Annotated in this window: 10 protein-coding genes; 3 read left to right on the top strand and 7 right to left on the bottom strand. The window is 34.0% G+C overall.

The window, feature by feature from the left end:
- Positions 1-2: 2 nt before the first annotated feature.
- The 3 genes from ACSV4D_RS11130 to ACSV4D_RS11140 are packed head-to-tail and all read left to right on the top strand — an operon-like array spanning position 3 to position 3645.
- Entirely contained in the window at positions 3-1133 is a 1131-nt protein-coding gene (locus ACSV4D_RS11130; protein ID WP_439228340.1) for an endo-1,4-beta-xylanase, read from the top strand.
- Positions 1134-1137: 4 nt separating this feature from the next.
- Positions 1138-2571, top strand: coding sequence for an MFS transporter (locus ACSV4D_RS11135; RefSeq protein WP_439228341.1), 1434 nt, complete (start codon positions 1138-1140; stop codon positions 2569-2571).
- A 30-nt stretch (positions 2572-2601) separates the two neighbouring features.
- The gene (locus ACSV4D_RS11140; RefSeq protein WP_439228342.1) at positions 2602-3645 is read left to right on the top strand and encodes a glycoside hydrolase family 43 protein; all 1044 of its coding nucleotides are present in this window, start codon (positions 2602-2604) and stop codon (positions 3643-3645) included.
- Between the two features lie 362 nt (positions 3646-4007).
- On the opposite strand, the gene ACSV4D_RS11145 is transcribed toward ACSV4D_RS11140, so the two are convergent.
- The 7 genes from ACSV4D_RS11145 to ACSV4D_RS11175 form a co-directional block, all read right to left on the bottom strand.
- The gene (locus ACSV4D_RS11145; protein WP_439228343.1) at positions 4008-5252 is read right to left on the bottom strand and encodes a cellulase family glycosylhydrolase; all 1245 of its coding nucleotides are present in this window, start codon (positions 5250-5252) and stop codon (positions 4008-4010) included.
- Positions 5253-5376: 124 nt separating this feature from the next.
- On the bottom strand, positions 5377-7047 hold the full coding sequence (locus ACSV4D_RS11150) for an endo-1,4-beta-xylanase (RefSeq protein ID WP_439228344.1): 1671 nt from the start codon (positions 7045-7047) through the stop codon (positions 5377-5379).
- A gap of 40 nt (positions 7048-7087) precedes the next feature.
- Positions 7088-8122, bottom strand: coding sequence for a DUF5627 domain-containing protein (locus tag ACSV4D_RS11155; protein WP_439228345.1), 1035 nt, complete (start codon positions 8120-8122; stop codon positions 7088-7090).
- Positions 8123-8164: 42 nt separating this feature from the next.
- Complete coding sequence (locus ACSV4D_RS11160; RefSeq protein ID WP_439228346.1) at positions 8165-9913, bottom strand: RagB/SusD family nutrient uptake outer membrane protein; 1749 nt, start codon at positions 9911-9913, stop codon at positions 8165-8167.
- Positions 9914-9940: 27 nt separating this feature from the next.
- A complete protein-coding gene (locus ACSV4D_RS11165) occupies positions 9941-12955 on the bottom strand; it encodes a SusC/RagA family TonB-linked outer membrane protein (protein ID WP_439228347.1) in 3015 nt (1004 codons plus the stop codon).
- Between the two features lie 44 nt (positions 12956-12999).
- On the bottom strand, positions 13000-14895 hold the full coding sequence (locus ACSV4D_RS11170; protein ID WP_439228348.1) for a RagB/SusD family nutrient uptake outer membrane protein: 1896 nt from the start codon (positions 14893-14895) through the stop codon (positions 13000-13002).
- An 11-nt stretch (positions 14896-14906) separates the two neighbouring features.
- Positions 14907-18119, bottom strand: coding sequence for a SusC/RagA family TonB-linked outer membrane protein (locus ACSV4D_RS11175; protein WP_439228349.1), 3213 nt, complete (start codon positions 18117-18119; stop codon positions 14907-14909).
- Positions 18120-18452 lie beyond the last annotated feature (333 nt).

Here is an 18452-nt window from a genome sequence, read left to right on the forward strand (position 1 = left end):
ATATGAAACCAACCAAACCTTTTTTATTATTATTCTCAGCAGTATTTGTTTTAAGTAGCTGCAATAATAAAATTAACAACCAATCTGCTGTAAATACTTCGCTTAAAAACGCCTATAATGGTGATTTTTATATTGGAACGGCACTAGATGTGTATCAAATTGAGGAGAAAGATTCCAAAACAACTCAATTAATTTCGAATGAGTTTAATGCTATTACTGCTGAAAACATCATGAAATCAATGTTTGTGCATCCGCAAAAAGATAAATTTGATTTTGAAACAACAGATAAATATGTGGCTTTCGGAAAAAAACACAATATGTTTATTCACGGGCATACTTTAATTTGGCATAGCCAATTACCGAAATGGTTTTCTGAAATAAAAGATAGTGCGGAAATGAATGCCGCATTCGAAAACCACATTACTACCATTGTAAAAAAATACAAAGGTCAAATTAATTCATGGGATGTTGTTAATGAAGCAGTCAACGATGATGGAAGTTTAAGAAAATCGGTTTTTTTAAAAACACTTGGAGAAGATTTTATAGCTAAAGCATTCCAACTTGCGGCAGCAGCTGACCCTAAAGTGGATCTTTATTATAATGATTACAGCATGACAAATCCCGCAAAAAGAGAAGGAGTAATCAGAATGGTAAAAAAAATACAAGAAAAAGGAGTTAAAATTGACGGTATTGGCATGCAGGGACACTGGCATCTTGATAGACCTACAATTCAGGAAATAGAAAAAAGTATTCTTGCGTATTCCAGTTTAGGTGTAAAAGTAGCTATTACTGAACTTGATGTATCTGCATTACCAAGTCCTTATGGATTGCAAGGGGCTGAAGTGAGTCAACGATTTGAAAATAATGAAAAGATGAATCCGTATCCAAAATCTTTACCTGATTCCATGCAAGTTAAACTTGCGCAACGTTATGAGGATATCTTTAAACTTTTTTTGAAACACAAAGACAAAATAAGCAGAGTTACCTTCTGGGGAGTTAATGATACGCAGTCTTGGTTAAATGGTTTCCCTATTAGAGGTAGAACGGATTATCCTTTATTATTTGATACCAAATTCCAACCAAAGAAAGCATATTATCAAGTTTTAAATTTAAAGCAAAAAGCAAATAACTAACCCAATGAACACGACTTCACAAAAATTATCTATTCAAGAAAAAATTGGATACAGCTTAGGAGACCTTGCCGCCAATTTGGTTTTTCAAACCTTAATGACCTACCTAGCCTATTTTTATACAGATATTTACGCATTATCGCCTACGCATTCGTCTATAATAATGTTAGTTGTAGGATTAATTGCTGCTTTTATTTTCAACCCAATTATTGGTGCAATTGCGGATAGAACCACTAGTAAATGGGGAAAATTCCGTCCATGGATTTTATGGACTTCTGTTCCTTTGGGAATTGTAGCCTTATTAGCTTTTAGCACTCCAAATTTTTCCTATGAAGGAAAAGTAATTTATGCTGTAATAACCTATTCCTTTTTGTTATTGCTTTATGCCGCTAACAACCTGCCTTATTCAGCTTTAAGCGGAGTAATTACAGGAGATATGGCTGAGAGAAATAGTTTATCCTCTTACCGGTTTGTTGCTGTAATGTTTGCTCAATTTTTTGTGCAGGTATTTATGTTAGGAATTATCAAGAGTGCCGGAAATGGAGACAAAGCCATTGGTATTGAAAAAGTAATGACAATTTTGGCTATTGTTGGTACTATTATGCTATTGATTACATTTTTCACTACCAAAGAACGAATTGTTCCTAAACCGGAACAAAAATCAAGTGTTAAAGAAGATTTAGAAGATTTGGTTAAAAATAAACCCTGGGTAATTATGTTGACACTTACCACATTAGTATTTATCACATTAGCTTTAAAAGGAGGTTCTTATGTGTATTATTTTGAAAATTATGTAGACAAAGAACAGTTAGCTTTAATTATCAAGCCAATTTTAGACATTCTTTCCTCGCTGGGTTTGAACTATTTTGGTGAAGATCCTATTTCGGCTGGATTTGGTTTATTTAATGCCGGTGGAATTATCTTCATGATTGTGGGGATTACATTGTCTAAAAAATTAGCAGACAAATATGGAAAACGAGACATTTTTGGTCTTTTCTTATTCATTTCAACACTGTTTATTATCGCTTTTTATTTTTATTCTCCGCAATCGGTTTCTTTGATGTTTTTCTCTCAAATTTTACATGGTTTCTTCTATGGCATCACTATTCCTATTTTATGGGCTATGATTGCTGATGTTGCTGATTATTCTGAATGGAAAAACAAACGTCGTGCAACAGCTATCATCTTTTCGGCTATGATGGTGGGGTTAAAAGCTGGATTAAGTATTGGTGGTGCTTTGACCACTTCCCTATTGGGCCTTTTTAATTATGTGCCAAATTCATTACAACAACCTGAAAGTGCTATAAACGGAATTAAATTATTAGTAAGCATTTTTCCAGCAACACCTTTCCTAATTGGAGTTGGTTTATTGTTTTTCTACGAGATTAACAAAAAAATGGAAGTCCAAATAGAATCCGATTTAAAACAAAGAAGATCATAATTACATTATACAAATACTAAAAACAAGAATATGCCTGAAGAAAGTATAGAACATATAGATTTTAAAGAATTAGTACAAAAATCTATATCAAAACCACTAGTATCTCACATATATACTGCCGATCCATCCGCTCATGTATTTAATGGAAAAATATATATTTATCCTTCACATGATATAGATGCCGGAATTCCTTTTAATGATAATGGAGATCATTTTGGAATGGAAGATTATCATGTTATTTCTATGGATACTATTAACGCTGAAGCAAAAGACAATGGAGTTGCGCTACATGTAAAAGATGTTTCTTGGGCTGAACGCCAAATGTGGGCTCCTGATGCTGCTCATAAAAACGGAAAATACTATTTCTATTTCCCTGCTAAACGAGCAGATGGTATTTTCCAAATAGGTGTCGCAATTGGTGATTCCCCAACTGGTCCTTTCATTCCTGAAAAAGAACCCATCAAAGGAAGTTATAGTATTGATCCAGCCGTTTTTGAAGATGAGGATGGGAAATATTATATGTATTTTGGCGGTATATGGGGCGGACAATTACAAAAATACCGAAACAATATTTTTGCGGAAGAAAATGAAGAACCAACAGCAAAAGAAGTCGCTTTAGGACCTATTGTAGCGATGCTTTCAGATGATATGAAAGAATTTGCAGAAGAACCTAAAGAAATCAAAATATTAGACAAAGAGGGGAACGAACTCTTAGCCGGAGATCATAATTGTCGTTTTTTTGAAGGACCATGGCTTCATAAATACAGTGGAAAATATTATTTTTCCTACTCTACAGGAGATACTCATTATATTTGTTATGCAACGGGCAACAGTCCTTATGGACCATTTACCTATCAGGGAATTATTTTAGAACCTGTTATTGGATGGACAACCCACCATTCTATTTGCGAAGTAAACGGAAAATGGTATTTATTCTATCATGACTCCTCTCTATCTGAAGGAATAACACATTTAAGATCTATTAAAGTTACTGAGATTACTTACAATGAAGACGGAAGTATAAAAACTATTAATCCCTATGAAAAAAAATATCGATTGAATACTAATAAATGATTCCGAAAATGTTTCAGTAGATAGATAAAAATATATTACGCTTTTTGACAGTAGTAACTCTGGGTATACTACTGTTTTTTTTTTTGCTTAATTTTGATATTAATCTTAAAATTTTAATTCATTCTATATTGAAGTAAAATTTACGTGAATACCCATATCAAAATTTCATTATAATCCTCTCGTAAACATTTGGCATAAAAAAAGCTATCCAAAAATTTAGGATAGCTTTTCAAAGGATTATTTTGGTTGATTGGTTTCTTATTTAAATTTTAACCAGATGAGTCAGCTACTCATTTTATAGTTTATTACATTTTTTTAAGACAAACATCAAGCATCTTTTTGTTTTCTAAATAATTGCTTTTTTAGTTACACAATTTCATTGTTTTAGCGTATTCTTTGAACCATTTATAAACTGGATTAGCGCATGCCTGTGGATCATTATCATAAGCAACTCCACCAGTTATAGATCCTTTATCAATAAGATTTTCCGGGGATAAAACATTCCAACTTACATTTCCGGATTCATCAGTAATAGCTTTAAAATTAGCACCAAACCCCCAACAACCCGCTGTACCGGTAACTCCTCCTTTACCCCATACAGCATATTTATCTGGTCCCCAATCGATTTCTGTAACGGCTATAGGTGCGATGTCAGCTACAGGTTTAATATTTTCATTCCAGTTGGCTCTAAATACTGCAGGATCATTGTTATCTCTTCCCCAATAACCTGGATAAATATGTACAGCATAGCCTATATTCTCTCCTACAATAGGATTTACGGCATAACCTTTATACTGAGATTGCCATCCGGAACCTGGTATCCAAAGAATGTTATTCGCTCCATTAGCTCTAATCATATTAACAATGGGCTGAAAAAACAATTTTAATTGGTAAAAATGTGCCTGAGTATTTGCTCCTACCGAATTATCAGGAAGTTTAACTCTTATAGGTTCATTTGCTAATTCAAACATAACATTATCAGCATTTTTTAAAGAAGGATGTTTCGATATATAATCCCAAACTAATTTTAAATAATCGTGATAAGCATCGTCAACAGCAATCTCTTCAGGGCATACCCCCGGAGGTCTTAAAATAATGTACATTCCCTTGGATTTTGCATAAGTAATAAGCGGTAGAATAACATTATCAATAGCCGACTTAAATCTTTCAAAATTAAACTGGGATATATCATTTTCCTGAATGCCTGAAACACCTGGATTATTTGTCCAATAAGGATCTATATGCAAACGCACATAATTGAGATACCAACCTTGCTTTGCATCCGATAATTTATTCATTACCGCTTTGTTGTAAGTCAAACATCCTGCTACGTCATAATTATTCCAACGCCACTCCTCTACAGCTCCTCCATTAAACCAAGGGCTTGGTGTCATAGCTACACCATGTAACTTAACAATATTGCCACAAGGATCTTTCAGATATTTGCCAACTACTTTTAATTTAGGTGTACTTAATGGCCAGCTGATTGTTTCTTCAGCCGGAGGTGTATCATCTTTAGGACTTGATGTTTTAGGAGTATCGTCTTTTGAACAAGAAAAAAAGAGTAAAAAAGCAAATTGGATACTCAAAATTTTATATAATTTCATTTGGATTAATTTTAAAATTAAAAACCCTTTGGACGTAGTTAAAAATAAATACGACCAAAGGGAAAACTCAAACTTGATATTTAAGATTGATTTTAAATAATTGAAAGTATTATCAACTATATTACTATAACGATTTGAGACCTTCTGCAAATGAAGCATATGAAGGCTTACGGGTAAATACCTGATTAAATATTCCCTGATTTTGTCCTGGCAACCAAGACGAACTTGCGGGGCTGTCCGTTATTCCCCAAACTGTAATTCCATATCTTTGATTTACCGGAATATATTGCATATACTTGTCCACAATAAACTTGTACATATCGGCTTGCAATTGAAGATCAAAAGCAGTTGGACTAAGACCTGCTGCCACATCAAGTTCAGAAACTTTAATAAGTTTTCCGGTAGCTGCAAGTAACTGAAACATAGTCTCTATTTTATCTTTATCGGAATGAATATTAATATGCATCTGCGTTCCTATACCATCAACCACCTGACCTTTACTTTCTATATAATTAACATACTGAATAAGACCCTTACATTTATCAATATTATACTCTAAATTATAATCATTTACAAATAATTTATCAGTTGAATTGCCATACTTTCTTGCAAGTCTAAAAGCTTCTACTGCATAATCTTTACCTAAATAATCCTGCCAGTAAAATTCATCCCCAGCGATATTGGTTTTGCCTACTCCCGTTTTTAATTCATAAGGATTTGCATCATCCATTGGTTCATTAACAACGTCCCAGGCTTTTACATAAGGAGCACAAACAGTAAGCATTCCAGAAATCCAACTATCTAATGCCTCACCTATTATTACCTTCTTTTGTTCTGGTGTTTTCTCTAATGTTTGAACACTACCTGTAGCGTTATATCTTTCTATTTTTAGATTATCATAGTAAAAACTACTAGCCGTTTTTCCAAGATTAAATGCAATAGTATTACAGTCAACCATTTGTTCTGTAACCGTAATTTCTTTGACATAAGGAGCCCACGTAGTGGTGTAAGGAACAGCTCCAAAGAAATCCCAATGTCTGTATCCTCCAGGATTTAATTGTGCCTGTGTCGGAGAAGAAGCCGTTACATCAGCACGTACATCAAGAGTAAGCTTGTACTTCTCGCCTACTTTTACTCCTGGAGAAAACTTTACGTATAGCTGCGCATCCCATTCATTAGTACGAACACTTTCATTTGTTAATTTGAGTGCTTTTCCTGAACCATTTGATCCTTGACCAACTGCAGTGTAACTAACCGTTAAACCTGAATTAACCTGAAAATTTGCACTATTTGTTGTCTCAAAATCATTCTCTGTTACCAAATCCCAACCAGGACCTGTTGATGAGAGTACATCTGGAGCAATTAACTTTTTTAAATAAGCAGCATTTTGATTGGCATGCCAACAAAGGGTATGTCCAAAAACTGAAACATCTGCAGCAGCTGCTGTTTCAAGAAGATCTTGAATATTATCAAGTTTTAGAGTTCCATCAGCTTGTACAACAGCACCATGCTTCATTTCATACCCCATAGTAACCTCATCAAAATTACTGTTAACTAATCTATACATTACCGATTTGCTTGTATAGTCTGTTAAAGTAATACCCGCTCCTAATTTAAAACTAGGATTTAGCTGCCTGTCTACATAAGACTTTAAATCGGAATAAGCATTTATTATTTCCTGATCTGCAATACTCGATGGCTTTTCAACTTCGAAAGGCAGCGTATGTGATTCAGTACAGGATGTTAATAAAAATAGTAAAGCTGAAATTGATAAAAATTTAAATATATTTTTCATTTTTAATAGTTTTAATTGTTGATGTAATTATCAAAACAAATTAATTAAGCTCTGGAGTAAATACTTCAGCTTTAACCCCTCTATTTCTTAAAACCAGAGTATCCGTAGTAGTAATATTAAAATTACCATAGTTTACGTTGTACTTTAAGTAAAGTGCATCTCTATCCTTAGCACCCCAACTATTTTTCTCTCCGCGTTTAACAAATTTTCCTGTTCCTGTAGCTGAATACGAAGTAGGATTAGAAGAAGAAACACTAATATCTCCAGTAGTTTTGTCAATAGTCAATACCAAATTCAAATTCATGTTATTCCCGGATGCATCCTTGTAAGTAACCGGGAAATCAATCGTAGATAATGAAAGTGTGTTAATTTTGAATACTTGGTCTTGCTCAACATATTGCTGATGTCTTTTATCTGTTCTGTTTTGAGAAGTGTTAATACTGTTTGTATAAACGTCAACTCCTCTTCTTAAATAAAAACCATCCCAGGGATTGATATATTTTATAGCATAAAAAATAAAATCCTTTGGAGCAACAGACCATTGACCAGCAATGGCTCTGTTAGGATTTGAAACTAGCTGAGTCCCTGACAAAATTGTATCTGCATTTACTACATTAGTCATTAACAAAGGGATTACATAAGTTTGCTTAACTGATAATGGGTCTGCAAAAAATGCATCCGTAAGCTGTACATCAACACCTCCGGTCACCTGACCTTTAGAAATTACAATTTTATTTGAAAGTAAAGAATAATAATTACTCGGCATAGCAACTATTGGATCCCCTCCTGCTCTAAACAATAAACCTGAAGTTAGTGGATTAGCCACTTCAACATCAATAGTAACATTTTTATCGTTATCATAGACTCCACCTAGTGTAGCCATAATTCTACATTTATAATCATTGTCTAAAGTAGTATCAAAAATATCTTCACCCAAAGTTATGGTTCTGACAGGAAATTGATAGGCAAAATAGACTGACTTATAGTCAAAATTATTAAAATCAGTATCTTGATTAGTACATGAAGATAAGGAAACCAATAAAATGACTAAAACTGAAAATATTTTATTTTTCATTTTTTATATATTATATTAAATAAATTACAAAGTAATGGATCTCTATCTCCAGCCTTTGTTTTGAATCAAAGCAGTAAATTTTAATGTTTCAAAATATGGAATTGGACCATAAATCATATCTGGAGTGAATACTCTTTTCTCTACTTCAGGAAGTAATGTATAAGTTGGTGATCCGGTTGTAACCTGAATATTAACACCTTTTGCAGGTTCAGTCAAGTTTGCTTTCCATCTTCTTAAGTCCCAAAAACGGAAACCTTCAAAACACAATTCTAAACGACGTTCATTTCTAATTAAAGTACGCATAGCATCTTTGTCATTCTTAATTGACTCTAAATAATTGTCTGTTGTAATTCCAGCTCTTTTTCTCAAAGCAGCAATCACATCATATGCAGAGAATCCAAAATTAGAAGTTCCCTGAGGTCCCCAAGCTTCATTAGCTGCCTCTGCATAAATTAAATACAATTCCGTGTATCGCATACGAGGTCTGTAATGCCTCTGTTGAGTCCTTGTTTGCGGATTTAAGTTGATATCCTGTCTAAGTAGTTTTTTCATATAATACCCCGTACGAGTACTAGTCTCTACTTTGTTTAAGCCATCAACAGTTGTACTATTACTTGCTGTTGAAATTACACTTCCTGATACACCAGCGGTCTGACCATTAACTAAAATAAAATGATTTAAACGTGAATCACGGTTTGTATATGGACTTGAAGCGTTGTAATTACTCAAAGGATGAGAAATTGGGTAACCATTAGATGCAGGAAAAGCATCTACTAAATTTTGAGTTGGATTTAGACGACCACTACCAAAAAGTGATGGTGGATAATGATCTAATTCTAAGTTATTACTGTTAGCAATATCTCCTCTCCAAACTACCTCTTTAGAGTTAACTCCTGAACCTAAGGTTTCAATTTCTGCATTTCGATACCAGGTTAAACCATTAGGGTCTATTCCTGCAACACCACCGTTTAGGGTAAGTAATTCACCAGCATAATTAGCAGCATCTACCCAAGCCGTTTGATTACCATTATTAAAAGCCGGACTTGCAGCAAGTAATGCTACTTGCGCTTTCAGGAACATCACTATTCTTTTACTGACACGCTGTCTTGCCTGATTATCAAATACACGATTATAATCACTTAAATTTGTAAAACCTGGAGGTAAAGTAGTAGCAGTCTCATAATCCAATGGAAGCATAGCACTCGCCTTTTCAATATCACTGTATATTTGAGCTAAACATTGCTGAAATGTGTTACGTGGAATATTAAAATTGGATGAAGCTGATTCTGGTTCTAATAAAATTGGAACACCTAATAGTTCATTATTATCAGTCACTCCCGCATGAGCCTGTAAAAGATAATACATATATAAAGCACGTAGACCGTAAGCTTCTCCTTTTAATCGTTGTGCAAATAACAATCGAGCACCTTCATCTCTAGTCCAGATTACCTTGTCAGCCTCAGCAATAAAAATATTCAAATATTGAATTGCTGCTTTTGAATTTGTCCATTGGTCAAAAGGATTAAAATTAGAGTTCCATTGACCAGTTGCTGATCTTCTGTAATTGTTCTGCAAATCATTAGAGACAGCATCATCTGTTGCTACGTCATTAAAAGTCCATCCATTTGTAGGCAAACGAGTGTATCCATTCAAGAGAATTCCCTGAGCAAATAATGCATCTTCATACATATCTTCAAGATTTCTATTGTTAGCAATATTTGGTTCAATCAAATCATCACAACTAGTAAAAGTTAGAGTAAAAGCGATTAGTATTAAAAATAATTTATTCATATCATTTAATTTTATAATGATTTCTAATTAAAAGGAAGCTTTCAAGCCTAAATTAAAAAACCTAGTTTGTGGAGCTCCACCTATGTTTAATTCCATCAATTCACGTTCTTGAGATATCGTCAATAGGTTGGCTCCATTAATATAAGCGCTTAACTCATTCACAAAAGAACTCTGTAAAATACGTTTTGGGAAATCGTAAGTAAATTGAACTCTGGAAAGATCAAATCTGTTAGTACTATACAACCAGAAATCAGAATTGCGATAGTTATTATCAGAAGTAAGTGTTGTCAATCTTGGGAAAGTTGCTGTAGCCTGATTTTCAACTGTCCAACTGTTTCTCACATTCACAGAATACTTGTCAATACCATCAATGTTATAATATGCACTCTGATTTTTCAAGGCATAAGCACCAACTTGGCCCGTAGCCATAGCAAATAATGTAAAGTTTTTCCATTTAACAGTGAAATTAATACCTCCAAAGAAAGGTGAGCCATTAAAACCAGCTTTTCCTAAATAAACTTCATCCTGCTGATTGATTACTCCATCACCATTTTGATCCTGATATTTAATATCACCAGGTTTTACAGTACCAAAAGCAGAAGTTGGGCTATTAGTGATATCAGTTTGATCGGTGTAAAAACCTAGATTTTTTAAACCGAAAATGGCATCTAGAGGCTTCCCTTCTCTATACTGATAATTATCTTCCAATATTTCAGCCCTTTGTGATGCCGTAGAATTATAGTAATTTCCAGTAACTCCTAACGATAAATCAACTGTACCTACTTTTTTATTAAAATTAATATTAAAATCTAAACCTATACGATCGTCATTATTGAAATTAATATAAGGAAGCAATGAACTATTAGGAAAACCAGTGACAAAATAATTTGGATACAAAGCATTTGCTTGTGTAATATTTCCCTTCATTCTATTGGCATAAAAACTTCCATTGAAGGTAATCATTCTATTAAAGAATGATGCTTCTAAACCTGCATTAATCTCACGTCTTTGTGCAAATGTAAGATCTAAATTTTCCCCTCTTCTAATATCTGTACTTCTCTCTAAAGCACCATCTCTCCAGCTAAACCATTGTCCATCTGTTTGAGAATAAACAGTTTCATAAAGATAATAGTTTGAAGCACTAATGTCAGTATGTAAAATACCCGCAGAAACAGTAATTTTCAGATTATCTAAAGACTTCCAGTTTTTAAGAAAGTTTTCTTCACTTAGCCTCCATCCTAAAGACAAAGTTGGTGATGACATCATTCTTTTAGATTTAGCAAATCTTGCTGAATGTACCAAGGCTTCGTTGAAATCAACATAGTATCTGCTATCATAATTGTAGGAAAGATTTAAACCTAAATTGGCATTACTTTCCTTGTGATAAACTGCAGAAGTTGAACGTTGATAACCGTTGACAAGAAACATCGCACCAAAATTATTTTTGTCTACTTGCTTTTTGTAATCAAGATTAGTGGAGAAAGTAAGTGTTTGTCTGTAAAAACTATTACCTACATTCTGTCTGCCATTACTAGCATCATCATTAATTTTTGACAATGAAGTGATTTGATCAAAACCTGCAAAAGTATTCCATGTAGGTTGATAAACAGCATAGGTATCATTATAAGAAGTCGTGTATTGCGTATCATAGTCAATACCGAAATTAGTATGTGATGTCAAACCTTTTAATAAACTGTTCAAATTAGCATCGATACCTGTATTGAATTGAAATTGACGACTTACAAAATTACTACTACCTCCTGCATAAATTGATCCAATTGGATTAGTTGTCTCTAATTGATTGCCACCTAATAAATACATTCCATCAATTACATTCTTACTATTTTTAATTTGCAATTGAGTTGCAGCATCAGAAGCTTCAATAAGATCGATAGGTATTAAAGGAGTATAACGAAATGGTCTCAAAGTAGCAGCACCACCCCAATAATCTGCATTTACGCCCCGAGAATTAGAATAAATAGCATTAACACCCAGTTTTGCGGTGATGAAATCGTTAATCGCCACATCAACATTCCCTCTGACATTAAAGCGAGTTGTCTGATTGTTTTTGGCTTCACCAAAGTTTAAAAGATCATTATTGTTAGAAAAATTAACAACCGTATAATACTGAGCAACTGGGCTTCCACCTTTTATTTCAATGTTAGCATCATAACGATTTGAAAAGTTTTTTAAGTACTTAGAGGAATAGTAATCAACATTAGGATAACGAAATTCATTACCAAACGCGTGATTATATATTGTTTCATCATTGTACAAAGGTGCAAGACCATCATTAGCCAATGCCTGATTGTAATAAGTCATATACTCAGCTGATCCCAGATACTTAGCAAATCGTTTTGGTACATCAATCCCAGCATTAGCACGAACACTAATTTGCTGTTTTTGCACAGAACCTCTTTTAGAAGTAATATATACCACACCCTGAGCAGCTCTACTACCATACAAAGCAACTGCATTGGCTCCTTTTAAAAAAGTAATTTGATCAATTTCAACAGGCAAAATAGAACCTGGCTCACGAAGAAAACCATCAACTAGGACTAAATATCCACTTTGTCCCCAAATGTTGTAATTAAAACCTCCTACTAAAGACTGCATTCCATCCAAACTATATGTGGAATAACCTTTATTTAAAATATCCTGTACATTAACAAAAGAAATTCCACTAGAAAGGTCTCTTTCCTGTACTTTCTTGAAAGCAACTTGTACAGCATTGTCTTTTAGTAAAGAAATACTATAATCACTTGAATTACTGTTAACCGAAAATGATTTAGTACCAAACCCTTTGGCAACAACTGATAATTTTGCCCCCATAGGAACATTCATCGAAAACTTACCACTCGGGTCGGTAATCGATAATATATTGTCTTTCTCGTCTACAAGAGAAGCACCATCAATAGGCTTTCCTTCTGCAGTCTTCACGATACCATTAACTTCAACATTACTAACTTGAGCCAATGATATCTTAGGAAAAAAAGCAATAATTAAAAAACATAACACTATTCTTAGCTGTATATATCTCATTATTTTCTAATTTGTATTTATAAATTTTAAAATGATTGTAAGTATTACCAACCTGGATTTTGAGGAAACTCAAGATACATACTCACATCAGCATTTTTTAATGGCAACCAATAGTGCTTTTCTGAAAAGTTTCTTTCCAAAATAGTTACTTGTCTTAGGTTATTCACCTTATTCGTCTTTGGCGTAGCTGGATTAAATGAAGCGTCACGATCAAACTCAAGTGATTTTTTCAATGTATAAGGACTTTTAATCAATAACATCCAACGACGTAAATCATTAAAACGATGTCCTTCAAAAGCCAGTTCTACAGCACGTTCTCTGCGTAACTCTGGCATAAAAGCATCAACTGAACCGGTAAATTTACTTGCAACATGACCTACTCCTGCTCTGTCTCTTACAAAGTTAATAGCATCAACAGCTGTTTTATTATAAGATGGATCTTTAGCAGTAGGTGAATTGTAAGCAACAGCAGTAGCCTCAGCATACATCAAATAAATATCAGACAAACGCATCCATGGAAGGTGAATATTTAGATTATTACCATAATTATATCCACCATCATACAAATTAGCTGTAATAGGAATAAATTTGTACAATAGATACCCTGTACGGCTACCAGTACTAATATTTCTATAACTTCCTCCTGAGAATAAATTAGCATAACGATCTGAAGCACTTCCGGCAGGCATTGTACCACTTACCATTTTTACCCCATCATAAATTATATCATTATAAAAACGCGGGTCACGGTTTTTCCATGGATAAGAAGGATCATATCCTGATACTGGATCAGCTTGTGTTGGGTTTGCAATTGGCAAACCATTAGCCATACCATAGTTGTCAACATAATTTGCTGTTGGTAAGAATTTCACATCCCCATCAGTTAAAATTGGTGCAGGCTGGTATTGTTTTGCAGTACCATAAGTGGAACTGTGTGCTCCTAAATAAGGACCTCTAAAAATAGCTTCAGTTCCACCTGGTATAGCCCAGTTTTGACCAGTTGTATAAAAATTGTCACTGTATTTTGCAAATGGCAACAAAGCATGTTTAGAACCTCCTGATTCCGTAATATTCAATAACTCAGCAAATGCCTCACTGGCCTTCTTACAAAATTCAGCATTATACGATTCACTACCTGTAGAAACTTTATTCATCAATGGACTACCCGCCCATAAATAGTTTTTACCAAGGTAACCTAAAGCCATTATTTTATTAATACGTAATGCATTTTTTGTTTCGGTTCTTTTACCTGTAACTGTATTATCCCAATCAGCAGGTAACAAATCTGCTGCTGCCCTAAAATCTGCTGCTGCTTTCTCCGCACATTCTGCATAAGATAATCTTGGCAATTGTATTGGTGCATCTCCGGGAATCACTTTATCGATATAAGGTAAACCTCCAAAATATTGCATAAACTGGAAATGAAACCAGCCTCTAAAGAAAAGCAACTGTCCTTTTATCAAATTTTTTTCTTCCTGAGTAGCTTCTTCTAAAAGATCGATATTAGCTAATCCCAAATTGGCTTTACGAATACCATACCAACCCAAAGTCCAAAGATCTTTTTGGAACCGATCTCCGCTAGTTCTCATGTTATTCCTATTTCTATTCATCCAGCCAGCTTGCCAACCATCGTTTTCAGATTGCCAACCTAAAAAATTTCCATTATCAATTTTTACTACAAAGTGAAAATCACGAGCCGTGGATTGAATCTCATCCTCACCCCAATTCCATGAATTAGTCCAATAGGCATTAGTGAAATCTGGAATGCACATATACAACTCTTCAGTAAAACCCTGAAATCTGGTAAAATTCTCAAAAGCTGCAGTTTCTGAAACAACAGCTTCTTGTGTTATATCCAAATAGTCTTCACAGGAACTAGCAGAAAAAACTATACTAAATAAAAAACTATACTTTACTATTGATTTAAAATATTTTTTCATAATTCTAAAATTTAAAAAATAATATTAGCACCTACATTATATCGTTTCACGGTAGGATAAGCGCCCTGTGATGCCCATCCGGTTCCAGCAAAATTACTCTCTCTGTCATCTGGCATTTTAGACCAAATATATAAGTTGTCACCGTTGACAAATACTCTTACACTTTGTATTCCTAAAGATTTTACAAAAGAGCTCGAATTATCAAAAGTGTATGCTATTTCAGCATTTTTAAATCTTATATACGAACCATCGTACATGTAACGTTGGGCATTATTATATGGACTAGGAGTTGACAACCATCGTGGCATAGGAACATCAGCATTTATATTGTCTTTATTCCAAAGTGTCCCTTGATCATAAACTACTGTATTTTGTGAAACTAAACTGCCTAAAACCACTTGCCTGGTCACATTATTTACCCCATAAAACTGAACAAAAACGCTAAAATTTTTCCAATTTAGCCCCACATTTGCATTATAAGTATTTTGAGGTACTCCGGAATATCCAAATGGTATGTTATCAAAAGTGTTGATAATTCCATCACCATTGTAATCAATAAGATTATAATTACCTGGTAACTTTTGGGCGTCGTTCTGATCGTGTATTGTACTAGCATACAAATCATCCCAGGTATTATAATAACCCTGAGCTACATGAGAATAAGCTTGACCTAATGGTCTTCCCACTCGCTTCTGGTAATCTGGTAAAAGTTTCGGGTCATCTAATTCTATGACATCACTCTTGGCATGAGTCATATTTAAATCTGACCATAGATTCAAGCCATTAGCAAAAGTATGATTTAGTTTTATCTCAATTTCATAACCTCTATTTCTAACTATTCCAAGGTTAGCCGCAGGAGGTGAAGAAGCACCATAGTAAGAAGGAATCGCTCTATTAACACCATTTACCAAAATATCTGAACGTTCATCCTGGAATACATCAACAGAACCTTTTAAGAAGCCTTTGAAAAAACCAAAATCAAGACCAAAATTAGATTTAACCACTTTTTCCCATTTCACATTAGGATTCCCTACTGAATTTTCCGTGTACCATACATAAGGACTTAATTCGCCACCTTCGCCAAGTGTACCTAATTGAGACTGACCTCCTAACCCCCACAGGGATTGATATGCAAACCTTGCTCCGGCAGAGTCATCACCAACTTCACCGTAATTAGCTCTTAACTTTAATAAATCAATAAAGGAACTTGTTTTTTTCATAAAATTCTCCTTACTGATAATCCAGCTCAATCCACCTGAAGAAAAGAAACCAAAACGATTCCCTACACCAAATTTTTCTGAACCATTGTAAGCTCCATTGTATTCAATAAAATACTTGCCTCTGTAATCATAAGCAGTACGGAAAACCCAATCCTCACGATAACTCGGAATTTGTGACCCCTGTGTAAATTCGTTACGATTTACCAAAGCTGTAGTTGCTATGTTATGGTCCCTGTTTATTGTTGTATTATAATTTAACTGTCCTTGATAAAACAATCTTCTAAAAGTTTGATTGTTATCAACATTCCCGGCATTAGGTGTCCATCTGACACCATCTTGAAAATCAAATCTATTATTTGCATCAAATGGTCTTTTGAAAATTGCAAGACCAGTTGCTGGATCAATCCATTTTTCCTGAGTATTGTTATTAATATCATTAACACCTCTGGAAACTTCACGAAAACTATTATCAAAAGCAATTGTACCTGTTATAGAAAGTCCTTTTATTAGTTTATCTAAATTTTGTGTCAAACTGAAATCCGTATTAATCCTTGTAGTAGTTTGATATTCAACCCCACTAAGTGCTAAACTGCGAACGGAGTTAGAGGCTTTACCTTCATTAGGTGCAAAATATCCCCAAGAACCATCACTCTCATAATAAGGCAGGAATACATCTGGTGCAGTAGAATAGGCAGCATCCCACATGGTATACTCATTTAAACGTGCTGCCGGCATTTTTCTAACACCATGAGAACCTGATAAACTTACCTTAAAAGTAGTTGTAGGACTCAATGTAAAATCTAAATTTGTTCTTACGTTGATACGGTCAAAACCATAACCTCCTTCATAACCTCTATTATTATCAACCTTTCTAAAAAGATCACCTTCATGTAAATAATCGATACTTGAGAAATATTTCACGAAATCAGTACCACCACTTACGTTTAAACTGGCATTGTGTGACATCACAAAATCCTTAAATAAAGTTTTTGCCCAATCCACATTTGGATAACGTTCTCTCTCTGTTTGATTAGCCGGAAATCTGTACTTATCAATGATATCCTGAGGCAAATAATTATTCCATGCTCCAGGAGAAAGAGACAACTCGTTTTCGATAGCTTGATTTTTCACCATTAAAGCGTCATAAGCATCAAACTTATTTGGCAATTGAGAAGGACTCTTCATTGTAGAGTTAATTCTTGCACGAATTTGAGCTTTTCCTAAACTACCTCTCTTAGTAGTAATAAGAATAACCCCATTAGCCCCTCTACTTCCATAAACTGCAGTAGCTGAAGCATCTTTTAATACAGAAACCGTTTCAACGGATCCGATATCAACACTATTCATTGGACGCTCAATACCATCAACTAAAATAAGGGGATCTGATCCATTAGGCGAACTTGAACCACGTATTACAATACGAGGATCTTCTTCTCCTGGCATACCTGTACTGGCATTAGTCACTAAACCTGGTGCATTACCCGTCAAGGCTGCACCAAGACTGGAAACCCCACCCGCTCTTTCTAACGTTTTTCCTGATACTTGGGAAATAGCAGCAACTAAGCTTTCCTTTTTTTGCGTTCCGTAACCAACAATAACGACCTCTTCTAATACTGTTTGATCTGAAGTCATTACTACATTAATCACAGACTGCCCACTTAATTTTTTCTCAATAGTAGTAAAACCAATACTAGAAAAAATTAAAATTGCATCTGATGATGGTACACTAATTTTATATTTACCATCAAAATCGGCTACAACACCAATTTTAGGGTTTCCCTTTACAGATACAGTTACACCCGGAATTGGCATCTTATCTTCTGCCGATGTTATAGTTCCTGTAATAATTATTTGTTGTGTTTTTTGAGATTTATTAGTTTCTACAGAAGGTAAAGAAGTATTTCCTTCATTAGCCAATAATACATTCGAATACATAAACTGAAATAAAACTCCCATTACCACGAACTTTCCTTTTCGTGGAATCTTAATTAATTGTATTTTCATATTAATATTTTGACATTTTTTAATTTATTAAAAATTAACACTTAAATTAAACATCACATACTTTACAAACTATTCTACTTTAAGCTTAATCGAATTGATAATACTTTGAGACTTATATCTAAAATAAAACACAGTACATGATTTAATTGAAATAAAACACCCTCCTCTTACTTCACATCTTCTAAAGAAATATGAATATTAGTTACATAAAAAGGTGTTTTCTTTTTGAAAACTTATCCCATAGGCTTTTTGGTTATTATTTGGTTAGTTAATAGTAGTTTATTGTTGGTTATTTAAAAATTTTTAAAATCCAAATCCTGTTTAAACAATCGG

The sequence above is a fragment of the Flavobacterium sp. ARAG 55.4 genome (assembly GCF_051846875.1).
GTDB lineage: Bacteria > Bacteroidota > Bacteroidia > Flavobacteriales > Flavobacteriaceae > Flavobacterium > Flavobacterium plantiphilum.